This window comes from Mesorhizobium sp. M0808, assembly GCF_040320025.1.
Lineage (GTDB): Bacteria > Pseudomonadota > Alphaproteobacteria > Rhizobiales > Rhizobiaceae > Mesorhizobium.
On record NZ_JAMYOX010000020.1, the window covers coordinates 63569 to 89751 of the forward strand.

At 62.7% G+C, this 26183-nt stretch carries 25 protein-coding genes and 1 tRNA gene; 11 read left to right on the forward strand and 15 right to left on the reverse strand.

Annotation, left to right across the window (positions count from 1 at the left end):
• Positions 1–648 precede the first annotated feature (648 nt).
• The 5 genes from NKI25_RS21745 to NKI25_RS21765 all read right to left on the reverse strand — a co-directional run bounded on the left by NKI25_RS21745 (position 649) and on the right by NKI25_RS21765 (position 5401).
• Positions 649–725, reverse strand: a tRNA-Pro gene (locus tag NKI25_RS21745).
• Positions 726–761: 36 nt separating this feature from the next.
• Positions 762–2051, reverse strand: coding sequence for an O-antigen ligase family protein (locus NKI25_RS21750; protein WP_023674622.1), 1290 nt, complete (start codon positions 2049–2051; stop codon positions 762–764).
• The gene (locus NKI25_RS21755) at positions 2048–3583 is read right to left on the reverse strand and encodes an undecaprenyl-phosphate glucose phosphotransferase (protein ID WP_352571457.1); all 1536 of its coding nucleotides are present in this window, start codon (positions 3581–3583) and stop codon (positions 2048–2050) included. Before NKI25_RS21755 ends, NKI25_RS21750 begins: the two co-directional genes overlap by 4 nt.
• A 117-nt stretch (positions 3584–3700) precedes the next feature.
• Entirely contained in the window at positions 3701–4825 is a 1125-nt protein-coding gene (locus NKI25_RS21760; RefSeq protein WP_352999326.1) for a glycosyltransferase family 4 protein, read from the reverse strand.
• Between the two features lie 12 nt (positions 4826–4837).
• Complete coding sequence (locus tag NKI25_RS21765) at positions 4838–5401, reverse strand: polysaccharide biosynthesis/export family protein (RefSeq protein WP_023674625.1); 564 nt, start codon at positions 5399–5401, stop codon at positions 4838–4840.
• Between the two features lie 255 nt (positions 5402–5656).
• Here NKI25_RS21765 and NKI25_RS21770 point away from each other — a divergent pair, with 255 nt between their 5' ends.
• Complete coding sequence (locus tag NKI25_RS21770; RefSeq protein ID WP_352999328.1) at positions 5657–7906, forward strand: GumC family protein; 2250 nt, start codon at positions 5657–5659, stop codon at positions 7904–7906.
• 22 nt (positions 7907–7928) lie between these two features.
• Here the strand turns inward: NKI25_RS21770 and NKI25_RS21775 are convergent, their stop codons facing one another.
• Positions 7929–9158: a GNAT family N-acetyltransferase gene (locus NKI25_RS21775; RefSeq protein WP_352636865.1), complete on the reverse strand. Its 1230-nt coding sequence runs from the start codon at positions 9156–9158 to the stop codon at positions 7929–7931.
• Between the two features lie 89 nt (positions 9159–9247).
• Between NKI25_RS21775 and NKI25_RS21780 the strand changes: the two genes are divergently transcribed.
• Positions 9248–10306, forward strand: a complete 1059-nt coding sequence (locus NKI25_RS21780; protein WP_352636866.1) for a polysaccharide deacetylase family protein — start codon at positions 9248–9250, stop codon at positions 10304–10306.
• On the opposite strand, the gene NKI25_RS21785 is transcribed toward NKI25_RS21780, so the two are convergent.
• Positions 10303–10530, reverse strand: coding sequence for a DUF2842 domain-containing protein (locus tag NKI25_RS21785; protein ID WP_023674629.1), 228 nt, complete (start codon positions 10528–10530; stop codon positions 10303–10305). The genes NKI25_RS21780 and NKI25_RS21785 overlap by 4 nt on opposite strands.
• A gap of 151 nt (positions 10531–10681) precedes the next feature.
• On the opposite strand from NKI25_RS21785, the gene NKI25_RS21790 reads away from it, so the two are divergent.
• Positions 10682–11776, forward strand: coding sequence for a COX15/CtaA family protein (locus tag NKI25_RS21790; RefSeq protein WP_352636867.1), 1095 nt, complete (start codon positions 10682–10684; stop codon positions 11774–11776).
• Here NKI25_RS21790 and NKI25_RS21795 read toward each other — a convergent pair.
• The 3 genes from NKI25_RS21795 to speB are packed head-to-tail and all read right to left on the reverse strand — an operon-like array spanning position 11766 to position 14569.
• Entirely contained in the window at positions 11766–12605 is an 840-nt protein-coding gene (locus NKI25_RS21795; protein WP_352636868.1) for an aminoglycoside phosphotransferase family protein, read from the reverse strand. The two genes, NKI25_RS21790 and NKI25_RS21795, sit on opposite strands and share 11 nt — an antisense overlap.
• Positions 12606–13532, reverse strand: a complete 927-nt coding sequence (argC, locus tag NKI25_RS21800; RefSeq protein WP_352449330.1) for an N-acetyl-gamma-glutamyl-phosphate reductase — start codon at positions 13530–13532, stop codon at positions 12606–12608.
• Positions 13533–13561: 29 nt separating this feature from the next.
• Complete coding sequence (speB, locus tag NKI25_RS21805) at positions 13562–14569, reverse strand: agmatinase (RefSeq protein WP_352449331.1); 1008 nt, start codon at positions 14567–14569, stop codon at positions 13562–13564.
• 305 nt (positions 14570–14874) lie between these two features.
• Here speB and NKI25_RS21810 point away from each other — a divergent pair, with 305 nt between their 5' ends.
• Positions 14875–15933 carry a glycerophosphodiester phosphodiesterase family protein gene (locus NKI25_RS21810; protein WP_352590582.1) on the forward strand — a complete coding sequence of 353 codons (1059 nt, stop codon included), beginning with the start codon at positions 14875–14877 and terminating at the stop codon, positions 15931–15933.
• Between the two features lie 356 nt (positions 15934–16289).
• Here the strand turns inward: NKI25_RS21810 and NKI25_RS21815 are convergent, their stop codons facing one another.
• The gene (locus NKI25_RS21815; protein ID WP_352590585.1) at positions 16290–17168 is read right to left on the reverse strand and encodes an aldo/keto reductase family oxidoreductase; all 879 of its coding nucleotides are present in this window, start codon (positions 17166–17168) and stop codon (positions 16290–16292) included.
• 94 nt (positions 17169–17262) lie between these two features.
• Between NKI25_RS21815 and NKI25_RS21820 the strand changes: the two genes are divergently transcribed.
• Entirely contained in the window at positions 17263–18156 is an 894-nt protein-coding gene (locus NKI25_RS21820) for a LysR family transcriptional regulator (protein ID WP_352590588.1), read from the forward strand.
• Positions 18157–18264: 108 nt separating this feature from the next.
• Here the strand turns inward: NKI25_RS21820 and rpsI are convergent, their stop codons facing one another.
• The 3 genes from rpsI to NKI25_RS21835 all read right to left on the reverse strand — a co-directional run bounded on the left by rpsI (position 18265) and on the right by NKI25_RS21835 (position 19892).
• Positions 18265–18747: a 30S ribosomal protein S9 gene (gene rpsI, locus NKI25_RS21825; RefSeq protein WP_023674644.1), complete on the reverse strand. Its 483-nt coding sequence runs from the start codon at positions 18745–18747 to the stop codon at positions 18265–18267.
• Between the two features lies 1 nt (position 18748).
• On the reverse strand, positions 18749–19213 hold the full coding sequence (rplM, locus tag NKI25_RS21830; RefSeq protein WP_023674645.1) for a 50S ribosomal protein L13: 465 nt from the start codon (positions 19211–19213) through the stop codon (positions 18749–18751).
• Between the two features lie 214 nt (positions 19214–19427).
• Positions 19428–19892: a PaaI family thioesterase gene (locus tag NKI25_RS21835; RefSeq protein ID WP_023674646.1), complete on the reverse strand. Its 465-nt coding sequence runs from the start codon at positions 19890–19892 to the stop codon at positions 19428–19430.
• 151 nt (positions 19893–20043) lie between these two features.
• Between NKI25_RS21835 and NKI25_RS21840 the strand changes: the two genes are divergently transcribed.
• The 5 genes from NKI25_RS21840 (at position 20044) to NKI25_RS21860 (ending at position 23709) form a co-directional block, all read left to right on the forward strand.
• A complete protein-coding gene (locus tag NKI25_RS21840) occupies positions 20044–20865 on the forward strand; it encodes an enoyl-CoA hydratase (protein WP_023674647.1) in 822 nt (273 codons plus the stop codon).
• Between the two features lie 9 nt (positions 20866–20874).
• Positions 20875–21297, forward strand: a complete 423-nt coding sequence (locus NKI25_RS21845) for a VOC family protein (protein WP_023674648.1) — start codon at positions 20875–20877, stop codon at positions 21295–21297.
• 74 nt (positions 21298–21371) lie between these two features.
• Complete coding sequence (locus NKI25_RS21850) at positions 21372–21893, forward strand: CoA-binding protein (protein WP_023674649.1); 522 nt, start codon at positions 21372–21374, stop codon at positions 21891–21893.
• Between the two features lie 179 nt (positions 21894–22072).
• Positions 22073–23353, forward strand: coding sequence for an O-acetylhomoserine aminocarboxypropyltransferase (locus tag NKI25_RS21855; RefSeq protein ID WP_023674650.1), 1281 nt, complete (start codon positions 22073–22075; stop codon positions 23351–23353).
• Positions 23354–23358: 5 nt separating this feature from the next.
• Positions 23359–23709 (forward strand): cupin domain-containing protein, encoded by a 351-nt coding sequence (locus NKI25_RS21860; protein ID WP_352590591.1) that lies wholly within the window; start codon positions 23359–23361, stop codon positions 23707–23709.
• Between the two features lie 25 nt (positions 23710–23734).
• On the opposite strand, the gene NKI25_RS21865 is transcribed toward NKI25_RS21860, so the two are convergent.
• Positions 23735–24982 (reverse strand): cytochrome P450, encoded by a 1248-nt coding sequence (locus NKI25_RS21865; protein WP_352590594.1) that lies wholly within the window; start codon positions 24980–24982, stop codon positions 23735–23737.
• A 97-nt stretch (positions 24983–25079) separates the two neighbouring features.
• Here NKI25_RS21865 and NKI25_RS21870 point away from each other — a divergent pair, with 97 nt between their 5' ends.
• Positions 25080–26183 carry an NAD(P)/FAD-dependent oxidoreductase gene (locus NKI25_RS21870; RefSeq protein WP_352999332.1) on the forward strand — a complete coding sequence of 368 codons (1104 nt, stop codon included), beginning with the start codon at positions 25080–25082 and terminating at the stop codon, positions 26181–26183.

Below are 26183 nucleotides of genomic sequence, written 5' to 3' on the forward strand. Positions count from 1 at the left end.
ATGGGAGGATCCTGCTACAATACGGTATGGCCGTCCGAATAGCGGTTGTCCTCGCGCTTCTTTTCGCCTTCGCCTACGGTTTCGCAAAACTCGCGGAACATTATGGCAGCGTTGGCGACAGGCCCTCTCCGTGTGAAGAATTGCCCTATCCTGATTGTCCTGACCAAAAAGCTCCTCCCCGGGAAGAAACTGAGCCTTGAGCGCGCGCCTGTTCAGGCCAGGCCAGCCGTCGGGATTGAATTAGTTCTTTCCAACCGACGGTTGGTGGACGCATTGCAGCTGATGCGCCTAGGGTTCACTACGATCCGCGCGCACCGGGCATGCCCAACCCCCGAGTCACCCCTGCCTGATGCAAGGCGCCTGATCGAGTCCCGCCGTTCTGGCATGTGCGGCGGGACCTTTTCTTGTTGAAGCTGGAATACGGGCTCACGATAAAGGTTGGCGTACGCAGCAAAGCTTACCTAGCCGTTACCGCGCGGTTTCTCGGTGGGCTTCTGGCTAGACGCCAGCCTCCGTGCCTCGCGCACGAGTGATGCGTGATCGGTTCCCTCGATGAGATCACGCCTGCGTATGTTGCGCTGGCTGCAGTGCGGCTATTGTCTGTACAGCCAGTTTTGGGGGAAAACTGGCTAAGCCTTTGGATTTTAATGGTCGGAGTGGCCGGATTCGAACCGACGACCCCTTGACCCCCAGTCAAGTGCGCTACCGGGCTGCGCTACACTCCGGACCGGTCGCGATGTATCGTGATAGACCGGGTCCGGTCAACCGAATTCGGTTGCTGTCCTGCCTGAAGCAACCGCGACGGGGATTGCCGGTCGCTGCGCCGCCCGCAGTTGCCACTGGTGGCGGTATTCGAGCGCGATGGCACCCCAGATCAAGCCAAGCAGCAGGTAGACATGGCGCCAGTGGTCGATGTCGATGAAGGTGCCGAGCCCGATATTGCCGATGAAGGCGACGTAGGCGCATAGAAGATAAGGCTGCCACGGCCGGTCGCGCAGCAGAATGCGGAAGCCGGCGGCGATCGTCCAGCACGTCAGCGTCAGGAACGACACGAAGCCGAGCCAGCCGTAATCCATCAGCATCTTCAGCCAGATGTCGTGCGTGTCCTCGCCGAACATCTTGCCGAAGACGAGCGGGCCGATGCCGAACGGATGCTCCAGTGCCATCTGAAAGCCGATCGTATAGCGGGCGAAGCGGCCGAGCCGGGCGGTGTCGTAGCTTTGTTCGAGCTGTGCGCGGTTCGAGAACATCTCGGCGACGCCTGGCAGTTGCAGGATGACGATCATTGCGATGACCAGCAGTCCGACGGCGGCGATGGTCATGACGACGACGCGCAGCTTGAACTTGCCGCTGGCGCTCTGCAGGAACAAGGCACCGGTCAGCAGGATCGCCGAAACGGCGAACATGCCCCAGGCGCCGCGCGAAAAGGAAAAAAAGATGCCGGCGGTGATTATCAGCAACGGCATCGCCAATAGCGGCATGCGTGCAACCGAGCCGGTAAGCAGCAGGTAGAGCAGGTAGATGCCGGGCAGCACCAGGAACGGACCGAACACGTTCGGGTCCTGGAAGGCGCCGGCGGCACGGTCGTATTTGGTGAAGATCTCCGCTCCTGGAAAGGCATGGAAATAGCCGGCTATGCCGACCAGCGAAGTCAGCACTGCCGACACCACATAGGCGACGAAGATCACCCGGTAGAGACTGGGCCGGACGGCCGTTACCGAAGCGAAAAAAACCGCGGTTAAGGCCAGGAACAGCGAGACGGCGAGATAGAGCGGCGTGCCGGCGAGGTCCGACATCTGCGTCATCGAGATCATACCGCCGATGTTCATGATAACCAGCAGCACCAGAAGTGGCACCGCCGCGCGCTGTATACGCATGCCGAACAAGGGCCACACCACGATCAGCCCGATCATGTAGAGATCGTACGGCGCGGGCTCGGCAATGACGAAACCGGACAGGAAAACGCCGAGGAAAACCGCCCCCGACGCAATCAGTGCAATCAGCTTGGCGTTGACCGCCGCAGCCGGCAATTCATAGGCCGTCGCGATCAATACGCGTTTTCCGTATTGAGCAGGCGGATCGGCGTCAGGAACAGGATTCTGAGGTCGAACAAGAGCGACCAGTTCTCGATGTAATAGAGGTCGTATTCCGTCCGCATGCGAATCTTCTCGTTGGTGTCCATCTCGCCGCGCCAGCCATTGATCTGCGCCCAGCCGGTCACACCGGGTTTGACCTTGTGGCGGGCGAAATAGCCGTCGACCACTTCATTGTAGAGGAGGTTGTGCGACTGCGCGGCAATGGCGTGCGGGCGCGGCCCGACCAGCGACAGCGAACCGAACAGCGAATTGAAGAACTGCGGCAGTTCGTCGATCGAGGTCTTGCGGATGAAGCGGCCGACGCGGGTGACGCGCGGATCGTTCTTGGTCACGGTCTGCTTCGCCGTCGGGTCCGCCTTGTCGGTATACATCGAACGGAACTTGTAGACGTCGATAATCTCGTTGTTGAAGCCGTGCCGCTTCTGATGGAACAGCACCGGCCCCTTGCTGTCGAGTTTGATCGCGATTGCGGTCGCCAGCATCACCGGCGAGAACACGATGATGCCGATGATCGAAAAGACAATGTCGAAGGCGCGCTTGGCGACCGAATCCCAGTCGTTGATCGGCTTGTCGAAGATATCGAGCATCGGCACCGAGCCGATGTAGGAATAGGCGCGCGGCCTGAACTGCAGCGCGTTCGAATGCGCCGATAGCCGGATGTCGACCGGCAGCACCCACAGCTTCTTCAATAACTGCAGCACGCGCGATTCGGCGGTCAGCGGCAGCGATACGATCAGCATGTCGATGCGCGCGATGCGGGCAAATTCGATGAGTTCGGAAATTGTACCGAGCTTGGGATAACCGGCGACAACCGGCGGCGACCGCTTGTCGCCGCGGTCGTCGAAGATGCCGCAGATGCGGATGTCGTTGTAGGGCTGCCTTTCGACCGAGCGGATCAGTACCTCCGCCGCCTTGCCGCCACCGACGATGACGGCGCGGCGCTCCATCCGCCCGTCGCGCGCCCAGCGCCGGATCAGCTTCGACATCACCAGCCGGAGACCCAGGATCAGCACGAAGCCAATAACGAACCACGTGCCGAAGAGCAGGCGCGAATAGTCTTCCGACATTTTCATGGTGAAGGCGGTGAGCGCCATCAAGGCGAAGGTTCCAGCCCAGACCAGCAGGAGGCGGCCGAAATTGGCGATCGGCCGCATCAGCGCGACAATCTGGTAGCAGTCGGTGACGTCGAACAGAACGACCGCGAGGAACGAGGTGGCGGCGATCGTCAGCGAGTATTGCCAGGCAAGATAGTTGAAAAAGCCGACATAATAGAAATAGACGGCAAGACCTGACACCAGCAGCAGCGCGAATTCCACCATGCGCAGGACGCCGCTCACCATGATCGGCGACATCGTATCGCGCCGGTATTGCGAGGCGACCTGGCGGGCAACATCGTTCATGCCGCCGGCCGTATTGTTCTCGGCAGGGGCGTCGAATTTGCGCACCGCGTCTAGCGAAAAACGGCGCGCGGGGTCGATTTCGTTCATGGGGCGTCCGCAGGTTTCCCTCAGGTGAATAGCAAAAGAGAGCTAAGAAACCCTTGAAACAACACATGGCTTTGGAGACGCTTTCACTAGGAGCAGCCCGGTGGAAAACCCGTTGCTCTATTTTTTGAGCGCGGCGAAATAAGCCTTTTCGATTTCGGCGGCCATTACATCGGCGCCGAAGCGTGCCTTGAGGTCGGCGAGGCCGGGCATCAGGCCTTTGTAGGTGTCGAGATCGGCCAATGCGGCGCTTATCTTGTCGCCAAGTTCGCGCGGGTCGGGCCGGATCAGGGCAGGCGAGCCGGTGTCGAAGATTTCCGGTATGCCGCCGACCGCCGTCGCGATGATCGGCTTGCCGGCGGCGAGCGCTTCCAGAACTATATAGGGCATGGCTTCCGCGCGCGAGGGAACGACGACCAGTTCGGCTTGCGTGAAGGCGAGCCTGGCCGGCATCGGCGCCAGGAAACCGACGTCGAGGCCGAGCTGATTTACCTGGGCGCGATAGCGCGGCAGGTCGTCGCCGTCGCCGACCATCAGCGCTTTCAATGGGCGGCCGAGCCGTGTCGCGGCTAGCCCCAGCGCATCGATGAAGATGTCCGGGCCTTTGAGGTCTCGCATCATGCCGATATAGAGGAGGTCAACCGCATTGTGCTCGGTCCGCACCGGCTCGAACTCGGCGGCCCGCAGGCCGTTGTGGACGAGAGCGTTCGGAATGGGCGGTTCGCCGACCTTCCTGCGATAAGTCCGCCGCTCATAATCGGAAACAAACAGCAGGCAATCGGTGAAGCGAGCCATGAAGCGCTCGAGCGCGAAGAACAGCTTCCCCATGGCGGTGGTCTCGTCATAGTGAAGCGAGCCGCCATGCGGCGAATAAAGGCGGGCTACGCGAGACCTGGATACCCGCAACAATGAGCCGAACAGACGGGCATAGGCGCCACCTTTGGCGCCATGCCCGTGCAGCACGTCCGGCCGCAATTCTTTTATGATCCTATAGGTGCACCGGGCCGAGGCGAGATCGCCTGGCCCGACATGCCGCTGCATCGGGGTGCGGTGAATGCCGAGCGCCAGGCTGCCTTTCATCTGTTCGAACAGCCGTTCCTCGAAATCGCCGCCCGTCGTCGAATCGCAGACGATGCCGACGGCATGGCCGGCGGCGACCTGAGCCTCGGTCAGGTCGCGCACATGCCGGAAGATGCCTCCGACCGGTGAGCGAAAGCAGTGGACGATCCTGAGTGTGTCCGCCACTTTGTCAGCACATCAAAACAGGCGTTCGCGAACATAGACTGTATCGCCGGGCAATAGCGGGTCGGAGGTCACCACGCGTCCGGTTATCACCTTGCCGTTGATGTCGCGGGTAATGTCGACGCTTTCCTGGTTGGCGCGTGGCGTGAACCCGCCGGCGATGGCGACGGCTTTCTGCACGGTCAGGCCTGGAACGTAGGAATACTGCCCCGCCGCACCCACTTCACCCATGACGAAGATCGGCCGGTAGCGATCGATTTCGACCGAAACATCGGGATCCCGCAAATAACCCTGGCGCAGTTTCTCGGCGATCTCGCTTTCAAGCTGTTGGGCGGTGTGGCCGCGCGCCGGCACGTTGCCGACGAGCGGCAGCGAGAGATAGCCGGACTGGTCGACGCTGTAGGTATTGGTCAGTCCTTCCTGCTCGAACACGGTTACGCGGACGCGGTCGCCGGCGCCGAGGCGATAGGGCTGGTCGAGAACTTCATGGAATGCGGCCGGCGTCGGCCGGTAGCTGGAGCAGCCCGAAAGCATCGATACGGCAAGCAGCGCGCGGAAAAGGGGAGCAGTGCTTTTCATGAGCGGACACGTACCTTTGAATAGCCGGCGACTCTGCGGCAAACCTTAACGATCGAGCTCGGTTATCATCCTGTTAGGGTTAATGGCCGGTAAAGGCGCGCGGCCGATGCGGGCCGGATCGACAAATGCAGATGGTTTTCAGCCTCTTGTTTGCGGCTTGTTAGTAGAGCCTAACAGGTTCTTACCGCGATATTAACGGCTGAGTTACCATAGTTGTTTACGGTGCATGCTGACTCAGTACCGGAGCAGGGATGCATGTCCGTTCAATCCGCGGCCGCAGATGTCGACGTCGATCTCAGGCAGCTTTTCGCCAGCCTGGCGCGAAACTGGTTGCGCATCCTTGTCGTCGCACTGGTTGTAACCGGCCTGGCCTTTGCGCTCGCCTGGCTTGCAACGCCCGAATACAAGGCGGCAGCCAAGCTGGAGATCGGGCCTCGAGAATCGGAGTTCACGCGGCCAGCCGGGGCCAACGGCAACGAGCGGTCGATTCCCGACGAAGAGGCTGTGGCCACCGAGGTCCAGATCATCTCGTCCCCCGACATCCTCAAGCAGGTGGCGGCGAAGCTCAACCTGGCGAAATTGCCCGAATTCGACGAGGCGCTGAAGATGTCGGCGCTGAGCCGCGCCCTTGTCCTTGTTGGCTTGAAAAGCGATCCGTTCGAGATTCCGCTGGAAGAGCGCGTGCTGGACGCAATGCATGAGAAGCTCAACGTCTATGGCGTTGAAAAAACCCGCGCGATCGCAATCGAGTTCTCGTCAGAGGATCCAAAGCTTGCCGCCGCGATCCCGAACGCCATTGCAAACGCCTATATCGCCTCCAAGGGCAATGCCAAGCTCGAATCGAATTCCGCCGCCACCGACTTTCTGGCGCCGGAAATCGCGGATCTGCAGAACCGGGTGAAGGAGGCGGAAGCCAAGGTTGCCGCATTCCGTGCGCAGTCCGATCTTTTGATGGGCGGCAACAATTCGGTGCTTGCCACCCAGCAGCTGTCCGAATTGTCGAGCGAACTGTCACGCGTGCGCGCCAATCGCGCTTCGGCGGAAGCGACCGCTGACAGCGTGCGCAGGGCGTTGCGCAATGGCGGCTCGCTGGATGCCGTTCCGGAGGTGTTGTCTTCCGAACTGATCCAGCGCCTGCGCGAGCGGCAAGTCGAACTCAAGAACAACATCGCCGACCTTTCCACCACCTTGCTCGACAACCATCCGCGCATCCGCGCGCTGAAGTCGCAGCTCGCGGATCTCGACCGCCAGATCCGCAACGAAGCGGAAAAGATCATGAAAGGTCTGATGGCGCAGGCCGAGACGGCGAAGGCGCGAGAGGCTCAACTCGTGGCAGACGTCAACACGCTGAAGGCGGCGTCCGCCCGCGCCGGCGAAGAGCAGGTGGAACTCGATGCGCTACAGCGTGATGCCGCGACCAAGCGTCAGCAGCTCGATCTCTATTCATCCAGCTATCTCCAGGCGGCCGCACGCAAGGATCGCAACTATCTGCCCGTCGACGCTCGCGTATTTTCGGAGGCCCAGGTGCCGGCCGAACCTTATTTCCCCAAGATTGGTCCGATTGTCAGTGCGGCCTTTGTCGGCTCGTTGCTCATCATGGCGATCGTCACGCTGCTGCAGGAACTGTTTTCCGGCCGCGCCATGCGTCCGGCCGCCGGTGCCCATTTCGAGCGCATCGAGCAGGTTGCGATGCCGGCTGTCCAGGCCGAACGCGTGATGGCCGAGCCCGACCCGTCGGTTGGCCGGTCCGAACCGGCAGTCGTCGAGATCGATGAGGCCGACGACGACAATATCATTGAAAGCAAAGTGGGGCCGGAACCCGTCGCGGTGGCGGAAGCGGCTGCCGAGAAAATCGAACCGGAGTACTCTGAAATGGCCGCTGGAGACATTGAACCGGCACGTTCTATCCTCGGCGAGGTCGACATCGACAAGGCCGCGGAAAAACTGATCGCCACCGGTGCCGCCCGCGCCATATTCGTGTCGCCAGAAGGCGACGAGGCGGCCGCCTCGGCGGTGTTGGTGGCGCGCGCAGTCTCCGACGCCGGGCTACGCGTGCTGCTGCTTGATCTCACCGCTTCGGGTGCCGCCTCGCGGCCGATGCTGGACAGCGGGCTGTTTCCGGGCATCACCGATCTGCTCGCCTCGCAAGCGCAGTTCAGCGATGTGATCCACCCCGATCTCTATTCGGACTGCCACGTTATTCCCGTCGGCACAGCCGATCCGGTCCGCGCCATGCGCGCCGCCGACCGGCTGCCGATCATCATGCAGTCGCTGACCACCGCCTATGATTTGGTCGTGGTCGAATGCGGACCGGCCGACGCGCAAGGCATCAGCCGCCTGGTGGGCGAGGGGACCGAGGTCTTGCTCTCCATGCTTGAGCCGGACGACGAGGTGACGCAGGCCGCGGTCGCGCTCATCGAGAGTGGCTATCCCGACCTGACGCTGGTCACGCCCATCGGCCATGTGGCGCCGGGCCCAATGCCGGGACGGCGCTCGGCCGCCTGAGGCAGTTTCTCTCAAATCGAAATCAGCTGTCGTCTTCGCCTGCGGCCGGTGCTGTCCGCCCCACGGCTTTGCGGCGCAGCAGCTTGGTCAGCTTCCAGACCATTGGGCTGTGCTTGATGAATGCCTTCAGGCTTGCGCCGTGCCTGAGCGCAAGCGCCAGCGCACGACCTTTCAGCGTCAGCGGAACCAGCACCTCGAAATGCTGCGTTTCGACATCGCACCACAATCGCTTGTAGGGTTCGTCGCCGACCGAGAAATCATAGATTTCGAAACCCGCCTCGCAGGCTTCCTGGATGTTCTCGAAGAACAGGAAGTCGCCCGGGCTGGTGTGTGCGAGGTCGTCCTCGGCGATCGCCCCGAATTCGCAGATCAGCCGCTTGCCCGAGCGGCTCGATCCGGTGACTGCACGAAGTTTGCCGGCGACTTCCAGCCCATGCAGGACGAAGGACGGATCTTCCTCTTGAAGCGCGTCGGCAAACAGCGAGCGGAAAAAAGCGCGCACCTCCGCCTCACCGAAAACATTGGCGATGCCCATCTTGCGGAAGCGGAATTCCTTCATCTCGAAAAAGGCATCGAGCAGCATGTGCACTTCGTCCGCAGTCCTCGCCTCGATGCGACGATAGCTGCCAACGGCCTCGAACTTGCGCGCCTGCGAGCGATGCTTCTTGCGCCTGCGCTTGCCGCTCACGCGGGTGAGCAGTGCGTCAAATCCTCCCACAAGACCGGCGGCCAGCGACAGATTGGGGCTCGAAAAATGCGGCAAGGCGGAGAGCGGGTTGGCAACGCCGTCGAGATCGGGCAGCAGCCGCTCCAGCGCAACAAGATCGATGTCGCGCCGCGCCTTGGCAATCGCAGCCAGCATCGAGCGGATCGCCGCGCTATCGGCATTCGCCAGCCATTGCGGGTCGGCGGCGGCAAAATTGCCGTTTGCATGGCGGCCGCCCATGAACCGGGCGACGCGGAACGCTCCACTACAAGTGACCTCCAGCGCCAGTGAGAAAACCGGCCTGTCCTCGGCGCGCAGCGTCGCAACGACAACGTCGGCGCCGGTATGTGCGGCCCAGTTCAGGATCCAGCCTGCGCTTTGCGCAGGGGCAAAAAGCGCCGAACGGCAGAATTCTGCGTACGCCGCCAACGCCACACTATCGGCGACCGAGGTTGACAGGCCGGCTTTGCCGGCCGGCAAGGCACACGGCGACGCCTCGCTGCTTGCCAGCCGATTGCCGTCAAATGACGCGGTGGCGTCAACCATACCTCAATCCTTAGGGCGTATTCGTCGCGATTGGGGGTCCGCGCAGGCGCATTCCATGCTTGATGAGCTTAGGCGCAAAAGGTGAATGAATGATCGACGGGGGCGAGGCAATCCGCAAACTGGCGCTCAATCTCGCCCGCTATTCCGGTCTCGCTCCGCTGGCCAAGCCGTTTATCGGCGGTCTCGGCGCTATCCTGATGCTGCATCGGGTAACCGCGACACCGGAAAAGCCGAACGGCGTCAACCGCCACTTGAACATCGCGCCTGGGTTTCTCGACACCGTGATCGCCGACTTGAAGGCGAACGGCTACAGTTTCGTCACGCTTGACGAGGCGATCGAGCGCATCAAGGCTGGTGACAAGGACGGCCAGTTTGCGACGATCACCGCCGACGACGCCTATCGAGACAACATGACCGAGGCGCTGCCGGTGCTGGAGAAACACGGCGCGCCGATCACCATCTACGTCGCGCCGGGACTGATCGACGGCGCCGCCGATTTGTGGTGGGACGTGGTCGAGGACATCGTCAATGCGCGCGATCGCCTGACGCTGACGACGCCGGATGGCCCGGTGACAATCGACTGCTCGAGTCCGGGAAAAAAGGTCCAGGCCAATGCGCGCCTGCACGCTCATCTGACGCTGAAGGTGCGCGAGCAGGACCAGCGTGCGGTGTTGCGGGATCTGGCGCGCTCGAACGGCATCGAGTTGGGTGGTCCGCGCCCGAGCACGCTGATGAACTGGGACGAGATCCGCACCATGGCCGAGCACCCGCTGGTGACGATCGGCGCACATAGCGTCAATCACTGCAATCTGAAGCGGCTTTCCGAGAGCGATGCGCGACATGAGATCGGCGACGTCAAGCGCATATTGCAGGCCAAACTCGGCGAGGAGCCGCGCCATTTCGCCTATCCCTACGGTTATGCCAGTGCCGTCGGCCGCCGCGAAGTAGGCCTAGTCCGCGATGCCGGCTATGCCTCGGCGGTGACAACCCGCCACGGCATACTCCGCGCCGAGCATGCCGGCTTCCTGCACGCCCTACCGCGCATTTCGGTCAATGGCCGCTATCAGAGCGTCGCCCACATCCGAACAATGTTGTCGGGCGTGACGACGCCGCTGGCCAATGCCGGCAAGACGGTGGTGACGATCTAACTGTTGCCTCGCCCCTTCGGCCGCGGCTCCAGGATCAGCCATTTGATGATGCCCATCGCCGGCAGCACCCACAAAAGCCCGCTGAGCAGGAAGAAGATGAAGTGCGCCAGCGGCCCGGACTGCGACAATTGGGCGACCGCCACGATCGAGGCGACCAGCGCATAGACTATGACCAGCACTACCAGCAGGAAGCTTCCGATCAGCTTTTTCAGGCGAATGGGCATGGCGCGATCTCGTTGATCGCTATCGCTTAGGCCGAACAGCCAATACGCGCAACCCGCCAGAAACGGCGCGACGGCGTGCCGCGCTGTCCGGTCTTGCAAGCCGGGCTGCGATGGTTCACCAATCCGCGACTTCAACTGCCGGGACAAATCCATGGCTGCTGCCATATCCGATGCCGCGCCTTTCGCCGCCCGCGATCGCGACCTTCGCAACCGCGCGCTGGTACGCGGTTGGCTCTATGTCGTGCTCCTGGTGCTGTTTGCGCTGGTACTGGTCGGCGGCGCTACAAGGCTCACCAATTCCGGCCTGTCGATCACCGAATGGCAGCCGATACACGGCGTCATCCCGCCGCTCAATGATGCCGAGTGGCAGGAGGAGTTCCTGCGCTACCAGCAAATTCCGCAATATGCCGAACTCAACAACGGCATGAGCATCGAGGCGTTCAAATCGATCTTCTGGTGGGAATGGGTGCACCGCATCCTGGCGCGTAGTGTCGGCGTGGTCTTCGCCCTGCCGCTGCTGTTCTTCTGGGCGACGCGCCGCATCGAGCGGGGCCTCGGCACGAAATTGTCGGGTATCCTCCTTCTCGGCGCCCTGCAGGGCGCGATAGGCTGGTGGATGGTGGCGTCCGGGTTGGTTGACCGGGTTTCGGTCAGCCAATATCGGCTGGCGACGCATCTGACGCTGGCGGCGCTGATCTTCACGGCGACCATGGTGGTCGCGCGTGGGCTGGCGCCGCACTCGGAACCTGCCGCCGACCGCTCGACGCAACGTCTGGCCGGCTTCCTGGTGCTGCTGGCGCTGGTCCAGATCTATCTCGGCGGGCTGGTCGCAGGGCTCGACGCCGGCTTGAGCTACAACACCTGGCCGCTGATGGACGGCAAGCTGGTCCCTGGCGACCTGCTGCTGCTCGAGCCGGCATGGCGCAATTTCTTCGAAAATCCGAAGACGGTGCAATTCGTCCACCGGGTCGGCGCCTACACGATCTTCGCGGTCGCGCTCTGGCACATGATCTCGACACGCCGGCGCCTGCCGGGCACGACGCATGCCCGACGCGCGACGCTTCTGTTCCTGATTGTCGTGGTGCAGGCATCGATCGGCATCGGCACACTATTGATGCATGTGCCGCTGCACATGGCCCTGACGCATCAGGCATTCGCGCTGTTCCTGCTCGGCTTCGCCGCCGCGCATTGGCGCGGCACCAAGGGCGCTTATCCGCTGCCTCATGAGATTGCTCTCAGAGGCTGAGCCGCACCCGCCGGATTGCTGTGGCAATCGCCAGCTCGCGGTTTTCGTCGACCGCATTGCGATCCTCATGATGCCATGCAGCCGACAGGCAGCCATAGGCGATGGCGTGGTCCAGTATCGCGGGCGGCGACTGGCCGAGCGTTGCGGAAAAGACATGCGCCATATGCGCGATCCGCCGCGGATCGAGGCAAAGATCGTCCCGGTCAAGTGGGTTGTAGAACATGTTGGCGGCGTCGAAGCCGGGGTCGCCGAGAACGCCCTTCGGGTCGATCGCCAGCCAGCCGCGCGGACCGTGCATGATGTTGTCATGATGCAGGTCGCCGTGCAGCGGCCGCACGTCGTGCGGATTGGACAGCAGCCGTTCCGCGATTTCGGCTGCTTCGACATACAGGCTCCTTTCGCCGGCGGCGCGATCGGCCCTCGCTTTTTTGAATAGGCTGGAAAACCGGGTCCGCAACGGCTGAAGGTCCGGCGGGGCAGGGTGCTTCGACGGCGAGACCAGTCTTGCCATCACCCCCGCCGCGATCGCGGTGGCGGCATTGTCGCCGTGTTCGGCAAGATGGTGTGACAGCATCCTGTCGCCAGCGTATTCGAGCAGCATGCGGTGGCCGTCGCTGCCGAGCAGCCGCACCACGCCTTCGCCGCGTCGCCAGGCGAGGAAATGCTCGCCACGCAACTCGTCCTCGACATCGTCGAAAGGCTTTAGATCCTTGACGATTGCCGGCGAGCCGTCCTCGCGCGCAACCTTCCAGATGCGGCTGCTGAACGTGTCGGCGGTGAGTTCGGGCGCGCCGACCTTCCAGCGCTTTGGAAATGCCGGCACATCCATTCAGAGGCCGAGCATCAGATCCATGTTCTGCACGGCAGCGCCCGAGGCGCCCTTGCCGAGATTGTCATAGACCGCAAGCAGCAGCGCCTGCGCTCGATCGTCATTGGCGAAGACGTAGAGCTTCATCCGGTTGGTGCCATTATAGATCTCCGGATCGATGTCAGGCATGCGTTCCTGATGCAGATACGGCGCCACCTCGACCACGCCGCCATCGATGGAAGCGAAATGATCGGCGATCGCCGCGTGAAGCTCGGCGCCGGTCGGCACATGGTCGAGGCCGCCGAGTTGCAGCGGCACCACCGTGATCATGCCTTGCGCGAAATTGCCGACCGCCGGCTGCATGATCGGATCGTGCGAAAGCTTGGCATAGGTCCTGAGCTCAGGCACGTGCTTGTGCTGCAGCGTCAGCCCGTAAGGCAGGAATTCCGGCGCATCCTCGCCCTTGCCGACATAATCCTCGATCATCGGCCGGCCGCCGCCGGAATAGCCGGAAATGCCGTTGACGGTGACCGGAAAATCGGCCGGCAGCAGCCCCGCCGCAACCAGCGGCCGCAGCGTCGCGATCGGTCCTTGTGGCCAGCAGCCCGGATTGGCGACGCGCTTCGCCGAAGCGATCTTTTTCGCCTGGTCCTTGTCCATTTCGGCGAAACCATATTCCCACCCATCGGCGACGCGATGTGCCGTCGAGGCGTCGATCACTTTGGTGGTGTCATTGGCGATCAGCGAAACGCTTTCCTTGGCGGCTGCATCCGGCAGACAGAGGATCGCGACATCCGCAGCATTGAGGAACTCGGCGCGCGCTGCCGTTTCCTTGCGGCGCTCGGTCGGGATGGAGATGATTTCCAGGTCGCCACGCTCGGCAAGCAGCGCCCTTATCTGCAGACCGGTGGTGCCGTGCTCGCCGTCGATGAAGATTTTCGGTTTCATTGCTTGCCAAAATTCCTGTTATCTCAAAGCTATATGCCGCTTGCCTGATTCAATCCGGCAACGCCGTGATTGCCCTGGTTCATTTCTTCGAGTCGGGCCTTTCGTTCCGCCAACAGCCCGAGATAGTGCATGGCCACCATCGACCCGGCAATCGCCGTTATATCGGCGTGATCATAGGCTGGCGCAACCTCGACGACGTCGGCGCCGACGATATCGAGCTGGTTGATCTGGCGCAGCACCGACAGGATCTTTGCCGAAGACGGGCCTCCCGCGACCGGCGTTCCGGTGCCGGGCGCAAAAGCCGGGTCCAGGCAATCGATGTCGAAAGTGACGTAGGTCTTCTTGCCGCCCGTACGGTCGACGATGGCATAGGCGATGTCGGACGCACGCATTTCCTCCACTTCATGGCCATACAGGATCTTGATACCGAACGTGTCGGGCGCATGGGTGCGGATGCCGATCTGGATCGACCGGTCGGGGTCGATGATGCCCTCCTTGACTGCACGGCCGACGAAGGAGCCGTGATCGATGCGCTTGCCGTCGTCGGGCCAGGTGTCCTGGTGTGCGTCGAACTGCACCAGAGCCAGCGGGCCATGGATGGCGGCATGCGCCTTCAGCAGCGGCCAGGTGACGAAGTGATCGCCACCGAGTGACAGCAGAAAGGCGCCGGATTTCAGGATCTTCGCCGCTTCGCGTTCGATCGTGGCAGGCGTCTTCTGGTGATTGCCGCTGTCGAGCAGGCAGTCGCCATAATCGACCACGGCAAGCTGTTCGAACAGATCGCGCGAAAACGGATATTGCGGATCGTTGTCGAGGATGGCCGAGGCGCGGCGGATCGCCTGCGGTCCGAAACGGGCGCCCGGCCGATTGGTGACCGCAGCGTCGAAGGGAATGCCCCACACCACCGCATCGGCGTCCTTCACGTCCTTCGAATATTTGCGCCGCATGAACGACAGGGCGCCGGCATAGGTCGGCTCGAACGACGCACCCGTCCTGGAGCGGGTGGTGAAGGCATGATCGATGGTCCTTGGCGGCATGAAGCGATCTCCTGTGCGTCGACGCGCAACCTTATTGGACATAATTCTCAGAATTGCGACCCCTGCGGAGGATCATGGCCATTCGATCCGGTCACAAATCCTTGCTCGCCAGGCGAACCCGGCATGGCTCGCCAGGAGATTGCCTGGCAAGCAACCGAAAGTAGCCGCCGACGACTGCCTCGGCCGGCGCTGACCTGATTTTCCGGCATTTTGCAAGCCGGCTTCGTTCACCTGCCTGTCACGGGCATCGCTTAACCGGGGTGCGATCCCGGTACGGAGCGATTCTCGTGCGAACGACTTGTCTCATGCGAACGATTTGGCTGAGCCTTCTGCTTTCCGCGGCGCTGGCGCTCTCCCTTGGCCAGGCATCGGCAGGCGAAACGCGCGCCAGGCAGATTCTCGACCGCTTCGAGCACGCCAACCAATGGCGCGACCATGTGCTAGTGGCCGCGCACCGCGCCGGCGGCATGCAATCCGGCAAGACGCTCTATCCCGAAAATTCGATCGCCGCCGTCGAGGCGTCGATCGCAACGGGCGCCGAAATCGTCGAGGTCGATATCAGGCGCTCGAAGGACGGACAGTTCGTCGTCATGCATGACAGTTGGCTCGACCGCACGACGAATTGCAAAGGTGAGGTCGACAAGCACACATTGGCCGAACTCAAGACTTGCCGGTTGGTGATCGAAGGCACCGGCGCCGTTACGGGCGAGACGGTCTCGACGTTGCGCGAGATGTTGATGACGACCAGGGACAGGATCCTCATCAATCTCGACAACAAGCTCGATACCGAAAGCCTCGTCGGCATGGTCGCGGTTGCGCGCGACCTCGGCATGGTCGAACAGGTGATCGTCAAGGAGAACCTGTGGAATGCGGAGCGGATTGCCAGTGTCAAGGCCGCCATGGACGCGATCGGCAGCGGCTTCCAGTTCATGCCCATTATCGCCGATGACGCGGTTCGCGACGCCATGTTTGCCGAGAAAGTGAGCCGGGCCTTCCCGATGCGCGCGGTCGAGATGATCAACTGGCGCACGGGATCAGAGACACTGACCGAGACCGGCGGCCCGCTGTTCAGCCCGCGCATGCGCGCGCTGGCGGTGAGGGGCGACTGGCACATCTGGGCCGACACCTATGCCATCGTCAACAAGCCGGGCGGCTTCCTCGCCGGCGGCCGCGGCGACGAGCTGGCGGTCGCGGCCAGCCTGCCGCGCGAGACCTACGGCTTCTGGGTCGAGCGCGGCGCCACCATCATCCAGACCGACGAACCGAAGGCCGCCATCGGTTGGCTGGCGGCGAACGGTTTTCGCGTGCCCTATGCCGGTGAGAAGCGCCCGGCCGAGCCGGCCAACACGGCCAGCATCAACTAGACCGGCGCGGCGAGAATTGGATCTCCCTCTTGTGGTGACGATGCCCGGCAGGGCAGAAGAGCGCTGTCCCGCCGACCCCAGGCCGGCAGCGCCAAACTTTCGAAGGAACCCAGAAACAGAAAACCCGCCTCCGTGGGCGGGTCGTTGGAGCCAATTAGCACCATACCCAGATTAGTAGCATAGTTGCCGGCACAAAGCAAGAACAAAATGTGGCGTAGTGGCAGAAAAATGCGACGATCCTTCAGCGTCTCGGCTGTCCCGCCTGCTAGGTCGCGCGCCTTCGCTGTCCTACCGGCAATCTCCCCCGCAAGGGAACCCATTTTGGGGGAGATTGGCTCATCACTGCCTTCGGTAATCTACTCGCAGGCCGCCATTGCCACACCATCCAGCTCCTTGATGACATCGTCCGACAGTTCGAGGTCGGCAGCGGCGAGGTTCTCCCTGAGATGCGCGACGGAAGACGTGCCGGGAATCAGAAGAATGTTGGGCGCGCGGCGAAGCAGCCAGGCGAGCGCGACCTGCATGGGCGTGGCGCCGAGGCGTGCGGCGACCTTGGACAAGGTCGACGACTGCAACGGGTTGAAGCCGCCAAGCGGGAAGAACGGCACATAGGCAATGCCGTCGCGGGCCAGATCGTCGATCGAGGCATCGTCGCCCCGATGCGCCAGATTGTACTGGTTCTGCACGCAGACGATCCTGCAAATCCTGCGGCCTTCGGCGATCTGTGCAGCGGTGACGTTGCTCAGCCCGATGTGGCGCACGAGGCCCTGTCGCTGGAGCTCGGCAAGCGTCGCAAGCGGCGCCTCGATCGACCCTTCGGCGGGGCCATGCGCATCGAACATGACCCGCAGGTTGACCACCTCCAGCGCGTCGAGCCCAAGATTGCGCAGATTGTCGTGCACCGCCTGTGTCAGCTCTTCTGCCGAGAAGGCCGGCAGCCACGATCCGCCCTGGCCGCGCCGGGCACCGATCTTGGTGACAATAACGAGGTCGTCGGGATAGGGTGCGAGCGCTTCGCGGATCAACAGGTTGGTCACGTGCGGGCCATAGAAGTCGCTGGTGTCGATGTGGTTGACGCCTTGTGCAACGGCTTCGCGCAGTACGGCCAATGCCGCGTCGTGGTCCTTTGGTGGGCCGAAGACGCCTGGCCCTGCGAGCTGCATGGCGCCGTAGCCGAGCCGTCTCACCTTGCGGTCGCCGAGGATGAATGTGCCGGACTGGTCGACGCTGGACATGGTCTTTCTCCTTCAGGGATGGTGCAGAGATAGACGCTGTCCGATCTCATGATAATTGGGTACAATTCGCACGGGCTGTGCGGAATGACGAACAATGCAGATTGATCTCGCGGATCTGAACGCCTTCGTGGCCGTAGCGCGCGCCAAAGGCTTTCGCGGTGCGGCACGCGCCAGCGGCGGCAGTGCGTCCGGCTTGAGCGAGGCGGTGCGGCGCCTGGAGACGCAGCTCGGTGTCAGGCTGCTCAACCGGACGACCCGCAGCGTTGTCCTGACGGAAGCCGGCGAAGGCCTGCTGGCGCGGCTCGGTCCTGCCTTGACCGAGGTGGAGTCGGCCCTCGACGTAGTGAACGGCTTTCGCGACAGGCCGGCAGGTACGTTGCGCCTCAATGTGCCGGTCAGCGCGGTGCGGCTGGTGCTGCCCAGCATCGTCCCGCGGTTCCTTGCCGCCTATCCAGGCATCCGGTTGGAGGTGATCTCGGAGGAGAGCTTCGTCGATGTGCTGGCGGCGGGGTGCGACGCCGGCATTCGCTATGAGGAGCGGCTGGAGCAGGACATGATCGCTGTGCCGATCGGACCGCGCGTGCAGCGCTTCGCCACCGCCGCCAGCCCGGCCTACCTGGATCGTCATGGCCGGCCGCAACACCCGCGCGACCTGCTCGGCCACGCCTGTCTGCGCGGCCGCTTTGCCAGCCGTGCGATGCCGCCGTGGGAATTCGAGCGCGACGGCGAGGTGGTGCGGGTCGACCCGACGGGGCCGCTTGTCGTGACCCTGGGCGGGGCGACTGACCTCAAAGTCGATGCAGCCATCGCCGGCACCGGCATCATCAGCCTGTTCGAGGATTGGCTACGCCCTCACTTCGAGAGCGGGGCGCTCGAACCGCTGCTTGAACCCTGGTGGCAGAGCTTCTCCGGGCCGTTCCTTTACTATCCCGGCCGGCGCCTCGTGCCGGCGCCGTTGCGGGCGTTCATTGACTTTATCAAGGCCTGAAGTCTGCCACCATGCGTGCGAGCCGCGCCCGATGGGGTGATTGGTGCCTCTTTTTGTGGAAAAGGCCGCCCGGAGGCGGCCTTTCGAAAACGTGTAATTGCGCAGCGCTTAACGCTTGGAGAACTGGAAGCTCCGGCGGGCCTTTGCCTTGCCGTACTTCTTGCGCTCGACGACGCGGCTGTCGCGGGTCAGGAAGCCACCCTTCTTGAGCACGGCGCGCAGCGCCGGCTCGTAATAGGTCAGCGCCTTGGAGATGCCGTGGCGCACGGCACCCGCCTGGCCGGAAAGGCCGCCGCCGATGACGGTGGCAACGATGTCGTACTGGCCGGCGCGATTGGCGGCGATGATCGGCTGGTTGAGGATCATCTGCAGCACCGGGCGCGCGAAATATTCGGCGAACACCTTGTCGTTGACGACGATCTTGCCGGAGCCGGGCTTCACCCAGACGCGGGCGATGGCGTTCTTGCGCTTGCCGGTGGCGTAGGCGCGGCCCGACTTATCGAGTTTCTGGACGTGGACGGGTGCGGCCGGCTGGGTGTTGGTATTGCCGGTGGCAGCTCCGAGTTCTGCGAGCGAGGAAAGCTCAGCCATCTTACGAAACCTTCTTGTTCTTGGCGTTCAGCTTGGCCACGTCGAGGACGACGGGCTGCTGGGCGACATGCGGATGTTCCGTGCCTGCATAGACGCGGAGGTTCTTCATCTGGCGACGGCCGAGCGGGCCACGCGGGATCATGCGTTCGACGGCCTTCTCGACGACACGTTCGGGGAAACGACCCTCGAGCAGCTGGCGCGCGGTGCGCTCCTTGACGCCGCCGGGGTGGCCGGTGTGCCAGTAATAGACCTTGTCGGTGAACTTCTTGCCGGTGAACACCACCTTGTCGGCATTGATGACGATGACGTTGTCGCCGTCGTCGACGTGCGGGGTGAAGGTGGGCTTGTGTTTGCCGCGAAGATGATTGGCGATGACAGTGGCGAGACGGCCGACGACGAGACCCTCGGCGTCGATCAGCACCCACTTCTTCACCACATCCGCAGGCTTCTGCGAAAAGGTTGCCATGGATTGTTGCTTTCGGTTCGGACCTTCAAAAGAAGGCGTTTCTTGTTGCTTGGATTGGCGAAAGGCGCTTGCCCGCCGCCAATAACAAAACGGCGGCCTTTGCGGGCCGCTGTTCCGTGAGGGCTTATAGGAGAGGACGGCGACTGCGTCAAGGCGCGTGAAATGTCGGCAAGCTATCAAAATCCAGCAAAAACAATGCCTTGGGTGAAAGGTATTATTTTACCACACCATCAATCCGCTTTGGCGGGATCGAATAGGTGCCCGTTGCGTGCGCTACTGTGTGTCCCTCCGGGCCGGCGACGATGTCGATATCGAACACCATCAGGCTCTTGCCGAGCTTGAGGATGCGGCAATGGCCGTCGATCGGCCCGGCCTCGGCCTTGCGGACGAAATTGATGTTGAGACTGGTGGTGACCGAAAGCGCATCCGGTCCGGCATGCGAGAGCACGCAGACATAGCCGCCTATGTCGGCCAGCGTGAACAGCGCCGAACCCGACACGGTGCCGCCGGGACGCAAATGGCGCTCGTCGGCATTGAGTCGCACGACACAGCCGCCTGGAAACACCTCCAACGCCTCATAGAAGGTGAACTGGTCGTTGAGTTGCGGGAAAACGGTCGCCATCAGCGCGTTGACATCAGCAGCCGTCAGCACCGGCTTGAGGTTGCTTTGGGCAGGCATGTCGGTCCCTCGTTTGCGCCTGCCTGTATGAGCGTAGCGTGCTGTTTCTGGCAACAGCCATTCATTATGGCAGAAGCGGGGTGTTGGACGAAGCGAGACCGGCATACTAGATTAGTCGATCACCGATCCGGAATCGCGGAGGAATGACCCCATGGCCGAAATCGTTGCCATCAAACCTGCCGTTGCCGAAGGGCCGGTCGTCTCCAGGCTGGACAAGGGCGTGCTGCGCCTGACGCTTGCCAATCCGCCGGCCAATGCTCTTTCGCTTGCAGTGATGGCGGCGCTGATGGCGGAACTCGACCGCGCCAAGGCCGACAAATCCGTCCGCGTCATCGTGCTCGGGGCGGTCGGCAAGGTGTTCTGCGCCGGACACGACCTCAAGGAGTTGAGCGCGCACCGCGCCGATGCCGATCGCGGCAGGGGCTTCTTCGAAAAGACGTTTTCCGCCTGCGCTTCACTGATGCAGGCGATCGTTCGCCATCCTAAGCCGGTGATCGCCGAAGTCGACGGCCTGGCGACGGCGGCCGGCTTGCAGCTGGTTGCCAGCTGCGATCTCGCCATCGCCTCGCACGAGGCGACCTTCTGCACGCCTGGCGTCAATATCGGACTGTTCTGCTCGACGCCGATGGTGGCGCTGTCGCGCAACGTCTCGCGCAAGCACGCCATGGAAATGCTTTTGACCGGCGAGACGATCGATGCGGCAACCGCCAAGGAATTCGGTCTCATCAACCGCGTCGTGCCGCGCGAATATCTGAATCAGATTGTCACCAAATACGCGCAGACCATTGCGTCCAAATCGTCCTTGGTCGTCAAGATCGGCAAGGAAGCCTTCTATGAGCAGGCGGAAATGGGGCTGGCCGAGGCCTATGATTACACCGGGCGCGTCATGGTCGAGAACATGCTGGCGCGCGACGCGGAAGAGGGCATTGGCGCCTTCATCGGCAAGCGCAAGCCGGAATGGCCGGAGGAATAGGAGGCGGATATGGAACCGCGCATCTCCATCATCACCATAGCTACCGACGATCTCGACCGCGCGGTGCGCTTCTACGAGGGCATGGGGCTGACCCGTCATGCCGGGATCACCGAGGGCGTTGCCTTCTTCCAGACGGGCGGCGCCATTCTCGGCCTGTTCCCGCGGCAAAGCGCCGAAGAGGATTCAGGCGTGACCTTCGGCAAAGCGCCGTCGGCGGTCTACCTTGCCTACAACACCCGCTCCGACGCCGAGGTCGATGCAGTGCTGGCGATGGCCGAGAGGGCCGGCGGCCGTATCGTCAAGCCGGCTGGCCGCGCATTCTGGGGCGGTTGGTACGGCTATTTCGCCGATGCCGACGGGCACATCTGGGAAGTGGCGCACAATCCGGCTTTTCCGATCGCGGAAGACGGATCGATTTCGCTGCCCGGCTGACGGCTTTCCCTGGCCCATTGCAAGCCACTGACGCGGCTGTTGGCACCTCACTCCGAAGCGCTGTATGACGAGACATGAACCACGACGCCTACGACAACGCCTATATCGCCGGCATCCTCAATTCGGTGAAGACCATCGCCATGGTCGGCGCGTCGGCCAATGACGTGCGGCCGAGCTATTTCGTGCTGAAATATCTTCTCGGCAAAGGGTTTTCGGTGTTCCCGATCAATCCCGGCCAGGCCGGCAAGGCGATTCTAGGCCAGATGACCTATGCCAGACTCGCCGACGTTCCAGGATCTGTCGACATGGTCGACGTGTTTCGCGCTTCCGCTGTCGTGCCCGGCATTGTCGACGAGGTGCTGCGGCTCGATCCGCTGCCGAAGGTCATCTGGATGCAGCTTGGCATACGCCATGACGAGGCGGCCGCGCGCGCCGAAGTCGCCGGCATCAAGGTGGTGATGAACCGTTGCCCCAAGATCGAATATGGCAAGCTGTCCGGCGAGATCGGCTGGACCGGCGTCAATTCCGGCGTTTTGTCGTCGAAGAAGCCCCTGATGCGGCCGGGATTCCAGAGCTTCGGCGTTCGCCAGAAGTAGGTAGTGAATAGTGAATGGTGAATAGAAGGATTTTTCTGGAAGGCGGGCAAGGCGGCATATGAGCCGCTTGCAATCAGGGTGGGGCTGGCCGACTTTGCCATTCACCATTCACCATTCACCATTCACCATTCACCATTCACCATTCACCATTCACCATTCACTATTGAGGGAGGTTTTCGATGGCCCGCACGCCCGGTTTCAACACGCTCGCCGTCCATGCCGGCGCCAAGCCGGATCCGGCGACCGGCGCCCGAGCGACGCCGATCTACCAGACGACCTCCTTCGTCTTCGACGATGCCGACCATGCCGCCTCGCTGTTCGGGCTGAAGGCGTTCGGCAACATCTACACCCGCATCATGAATCCGACTCAGGCAGTGCTGGAAGAGCGCATCGCGGCACTCGAAGGCGGCACGGCAGGCCTTGCGGTCGCCTCCGGCCATGCCGCGCAGGTGCTGGTCTTCCACAATCTGATGCAGCCCGGCGACAATTTCGTTTCAGCGACAAAGCTTTACGGCGGCTCGATCAACCAATTCGGCCACGCCTTCAAGAATTTCGGTTGGCAGGTGCGCTGGGCCGACACCAATGACATCTCGACCTTCGAGAGCCAAATCGACGACAGGACCAAGGCAATCTTCATCGAGAGCCTGGCCAATCCGGGCGGCGTCTTCGTCGATATCGAGAAGATCGGCGACATTGCCCGCAAGCACGGCCTGCCGCTGATCGTCGACAACACGCTGGCCTCGCCTTATCTGCTGCGGCCGATCGAGCATGGCGCCGACATCGTCGTGCATTCGCTGACCAAGTTCATCGGCGGCCACGGCAACTCGATCGGCGGCGCCATCGTCGACGGCGGCACCTTCGACTGGTCGAAGTCGGGCAAATATCCGATGCTGTCGGAGCCGCGCCCCGAATATGGCGGCCTCGTCCTGCACGAAACCTTCGGCAATTTCGCTTTCGCCATTGCCGCCCGAGTGCTCGGGCTGCGCGATATCGGCGCGGCGATTTCGCCGTTCAACGCATTCCTTATCCTGACCGGTCTGGAAACCTTGCCGCTCAGGATGCAGCGCCACTGCGACAATGCGGCGGCGGTCGCCGGATGGCTTTCCAACCATCCCAAGGTTGCCTGGGTGTCCTATCCCGGCCTGCCCAGCGACAAGAACAACGCGTTGCAGAAGAAGTACTCGCCGCTTGGCGCCGGCGCGGTGTTCACATTCGGGCTGAAGGGCGGCTATGCGGCGGGCATCAAGTTCGTCGAGGCGCTCGAATTGTTTTCGCACCTGGCCAATGTCGGCGACACCAAGTCGCTGGTCATCCACCCGGCATCGACCACGCATCGCCAGCTTTCCGACGAGCAGAAGATCAACGCCGGGGCAGGGCCGGACACGGTCAGGCTTTCGGTCGGCATCGAGGACGTCAACGACATCGTCGCCGATCTGGAACAGGCTCTCGCCAAGGTTTGATCGCCATGACCACGCCGAAATTTCTTTCCGTCGGCGTCGACACCGTCGAACCGGAACTTGGCGCACCAGCGCCGGATCGCCTGATGTCGGGCGATCCGAAATTCCGCACCTGGAATGTCGAGGAACAGGACGGCGGCCTCTATGCCGGCGTCTGGGAAGCGACGCCAGGCAAATGGCGCATCGAATATGATGAGTGGGAGTTCTGCCACATCCTGTCAGGGGTTTCGGTGATCGCCGAAGACGGCGGCGATGCGCGCACCGTCAGGGCAGGCGACAGTTTCGTGCTGAGGCCGGGCTTTAAGGGCAGCTGGGAAGTGTTTGAAACGACGCGCAAGGAGTATGTGATCAAGCTTTGATCTCGCATCGCGCCGGACCGAATGCTCAGAAGTGTACGGCGAGCGTTTCCAGGCCATGGAAATGATAGGTGTCGCGGAAGCGCGGCTGTTCGGCAAGATGCAACTGCGGCAGGCGTTCGAACAAGGTTTTCAGCGACACCTGCAGTTCGAGCCGGGCGAGCGGCGCGCCGATGCAGAAATGGATGCCGGCGCCGAACGATACGTTCTTCTGGTCGGCACGGTCCGGCCTGAAGGCGAGGGGCTCGGCAAACGCAGTAGGGTCGCGATTGGCCATGCCGAGCAGCAGCCCGATCGTCTCGCCCGGCTGGACGATGATCCCCGGCCCGGCCTCGACCTCCTGATAGGCGTAGCGCGTGAACATGTGCAGCGGCGCGTCGAAGCGCAGGCACTCTTCGACCGTCGCGGCTGTTGCTTCCGGTGAGGCGAAGAAGCGGCGCGGGTCGCCGCCTTGCGCAAGGATCGAGCGCACCGCAACGCCGGTCTGGTGGACAGTTGCTTCATGGCCGGCATTGAGCAAAAGGATGGCCGAGGATACCAGCTCGTCCTCCGACAGTTTCTGGCCGTCCTCCTGTGCCGCAATCAGCAGCGACAGAAGATCCTCGCCCGGCCTCTTTCGCCGCTCGGCGACGTAGCCGCGCAAAAAATTCGAAAAGTCACGCGTGGCGCGATTGGCCGTGTCCTCCGTCTCGCGGGTGCGGCCATGCATGTACATGGCGACCATCCGATGCGACCAGTCGAGCAGCTGCGGCCCCATGTCGACCGGCACGCCGAGCATTTCCGCAATGATGGTGATCGGCAAGGGAGCTGCGAATGCCGGCAGCAGGTCGATTCCTCCTGGGTCGAAACGGTCGATCAGTTCGTTGGCCAGCGCCTCGACACGTGGCCTGAGCCGCTCGACCTGGCGCGAGACGAAGGCGCGGTTGACCAGCGTTCTGAGCCGTGTGTGGACAGGTGGCTCCAGCTCCAGCATCGAATTGGCCTCGATGCCGTCGAACGCGCTGAGGTGCGTGCGGTCCTGACCGATGCCCCGGCTGTCCGGAATGCCGGCCGGGTTCTGCCGGCCGAAGCGGCGATCGCGCAGCAGACGGTTGACGTCGTCGAAGCCGCCAAAGCACCAGAAACCAAATTCTTCCCAGAAGATGGCGTTCGATGCACCGTGCAGGAAGGCGTAGGCTTCGTAAGGGTCCTGGAAAAAAGCCGGCTCGTGCGGATCGAGCCGTAGTCGGCGGGTGGCTGGATCAAAGGCAAGGTAGGGCGGCTTCAATTCGGTCATGCCAGATCATTAGCGCGGCTTGCCTGTCTGGTGCCAGACCGTATGTTGGCCCTCCCGTGAGGTGAGCCGCCGAAGCGGTTGCGGAAGGACGATTTTCATGAATGTGATCGTGGTCGGTGCAGGCATTGCCGGGCTTTCCACGGCGTGGTCGCTGGTCAAGGCCGGGCACCTCGTCTCGATCGTCGAGCAGGGACCGATCCCCAATCCGCTCGCCGCCTCCGGCGACCATCATCGCATCATCCGCCGCGCCTACCGGGCCGGAACGGGCTACGGCCGGCTGATCACCGAAGCCTACGAAGCATGGGACGAGATGTGGGCCGATCTCGGTGAAACCCATCTCGATCCGCGCGGCTTCATCTGCATTTCGCGCCAGCCGGGAGACGAGGCCGAGGAATACCGAGAAGGCATGGAAGCCGGGAACTACCCGTTCGAATTGTTCGAGCCGGATGCCGCGGTCGAACGCTGGCCGTTCCTAGAACCTGGTTCATTCCGCTATGCGTATTTTTCGCCGGACGGCGGCGCGCTGCACTGCCGCAAGATCGCTGCCGGCCTCGCCAGGTGGCTGCGCGCGAACGGCGCCAATGTCTATGAAAACAGCAAGGTGGTCGAGATCGACGCCGAGGCCGGGCATGTCGTGCTGGCGGGCGGCGAAACCATGCAGGCCGAACGGATCGTCGTCGCTGCCGGCGCCTGGGTGCTAAAACTGTTCCCGGAGCTGGATGGCGAGCTGAAAACCTGGCGCACCGCGCTCGCCTATGTCGAACCGCCGGCGGACCTGAAAGCGGTCTGGCAGGCAGCACCGGTCGTCCTCAACATCGGCGGCACTGTCGACGGCTACGCCATCCCGCCCTCGGGCGGGGCCGGCATGAAATTCGGCTCCGGCCTGCACAGGGTGCCGACCAGCGATGCCGACTGGAACCGCCAGCCGGTGCCGGGCGAGGGCGAGGCGATCCGCAACCTGTTTTCGCCGCCGATTGCCCGCATCGACGAGTATAAGGTCACCGACATGGTCACCTGCGCCTATACATTCACCGCCGACGAGAAGTTTTTGGCCCACCGGAAAGGCAGATGCCTGGTCGTATCGGCCTGCTCCGGCCACGGCTACAAGTTCGGCGCGGCGGTCGGCAGAAGGGTTGCGGCCTGCGTCGGCAATGGCGATGTCGACGGCCTGAAGAAATGGCTCAGGGCCGAGGCGGCCTGA

What these genes read in the sequence shown, in the direction of transcription:
- NKI25_RS21840 (WP_023674647.1), top strand. Translation starts at nt 20,044, where the DNA reads ATGGCCGAAATCGTTGCCATCAAACCTGCCGTTGCCGAAGGGCCGGTC.
- NKI25_RS21775 (WP_352636865.1), bottom strand. Translation starts at nt 9,158, where the DNA reads ATGGTTGACGCCACCGCGTCATTTGACGGCAATCGGCTGGCAAGCAGC.
- NKI25_RS21765 (WP_023674625.1), bottom strand. Translation starts at nt 5,401, where the DNA reads ATGAAAAGCACTGCTCCCCTTTTCCGCGCGCTGCTTGCCGTATCGATG.
- NKI25_RS21770 (WP_352999328.1), top strand. Translation starts at nt 5,657, where the DNA reads ATGTCCGTTCAATCCGCGGCCGCAGATGTCGACGTCGATCTCAGGCAG.
- NKI25_RS21835 (WP_023674646.1), bottom strand. Translation starts at nt 19,892, where the DNA reads ATGCCTGCCCAAAGCAACCTCAAGCCGGTGCTGACGGCTGCTGATGTC.
- NKI25_RS21860 (WP_352590591.1), top strand. Translation starts at nt 23,359, where the DNA reads ATGACCACGCCGAAATTTCTTTCCGTCGGCGTCGACACCGTCGAACCG.
- NKI25_RS21820 (WP_352590588.1), top strand. Translation starts at nt 17,263, where the DNA reads ATGCAGATTGATCTCGCGGATCTGAACGCCTTCGTGGCCGTAGCGCGC.
- NKI25_RS21780 (WP_352636866.1), top strand. Translation starts at nt 9,248, where the DNA reads ATGATCGACGGGGGCGAGGCAATCCGCAAACTGGCGCTCAATCTCGCC.
- NKI25_RS21815 (WP_352590585.1), bottom strand. Translation starts at nt 17,168, where the DNA reads ATGTCCAGCGTCGACCAGTCCGGCACATTCATCCTCGGCGACCGCAAG.
- NKI25_RS21785 (WP_023674629.1), bottom strand. Translation starts at nt 10,530, where the DNA reads ATGCCCATTCGCCTGAAAAAGCTGATCGGAAGCTTCCTGCTGGTAGTG.
- NKI25_RS21870 (WP_352999332.1), top strand. Translation starts at nt 25,080, where the DNA reads ATGAATGTGATCGTGGTCGGTGCAGGCATTGCCGGGCTTTCCACGGCG.
- argC (WP_352449330.1), bottom strand. Translation starts at nt 13,532, where the DNA reads ATGAAACCGAAAATCTTCATCGACGGCGAGCACGGCACCACCGGTCTG.
- rplM (WP_023674645.1), bottom strand. Translation starts at nt 19,213, where the DNA reads ATGGCAACCTTTTCGCAGAAGCCTGCGGATGTGGTGAAGAAGTGGGTG.
- rpsI (WP_023674644.1), bottom strand. Translation starts at nt 18,747, where the DNA reads ATGGCTGAGCTTTCCTCGCTCGCAGAACTCGGAGCTGCCACCGGCAAT.
- NKI25_RS21855 (WP_023674650.1), top strand. Translation starts at nt 22,073, where the DNA reads ATGGCCCGCACGCCCGGTTTCAACACGCTCGCCGTCCATGCCGGCGCC.
- NKI25_RS21795 (WP_352636868.1), bottom strand. Translation starts at nt 12,605, where the DNA reads ATGGATGTGCCGGCATTTCCAAAGCGCTGGAAGGTCGGCGCGCCCGAA.
- speB (WP_352449331.1), bottom strand. Translation starts at nt 14,569, where the DNA reads ATGCCGCCAAGGACCATCGATCATGCCTTCACCACCCGCTCCAGGACG.
- NKI25_RS21845 (WP_023674648.1), top strand. Translation starts at nt 20,875, where the DNA reads ATGGAACCGCGCATCTCCATCATCACCATAGCTACCGACGATCTCGAC.
- NKI25_RS21850 (WP_023674649.1), top strand. Translation starts at nt 21,372, where the DNA reads ATGAACCACGACGCCTACGACAACGCCTATATCGCCGGCATCCTCAAT.
- NKI25_RS21790 (WP_352636867.1), top strand. Translation starts at nt 10,682, where the DNA reads ATGGCTGCTGCCATATCCGATGCCGCGCCTTTCGCCGCCCGCGATCGC.
- NKI25_RS21810 (WP_352590582.1), top strand. Translation starts at nt 14,875, where the DNA reads ATGCGAACGATTTGGCTGAGCCTTCTGCTTTCCGCGGCGCTGGCGCTC.
- NKI25_RS21865 (WP_352590594.1), bottom strand. Translation starts at nt 24,982, where the DNA reads ATGACCGAATTGAAGCCGCCCTACCTTGCCTTTGATCCAGCCACCCGC.
- NKI25_RS21755 (WP_352571457.1), bottom strand. Translation starts at nt 3,583, where the DNA reads ATGAACGAAATCGACCCCGCGCGCCGTTTTTCGCTAGACGCGGTGCGC.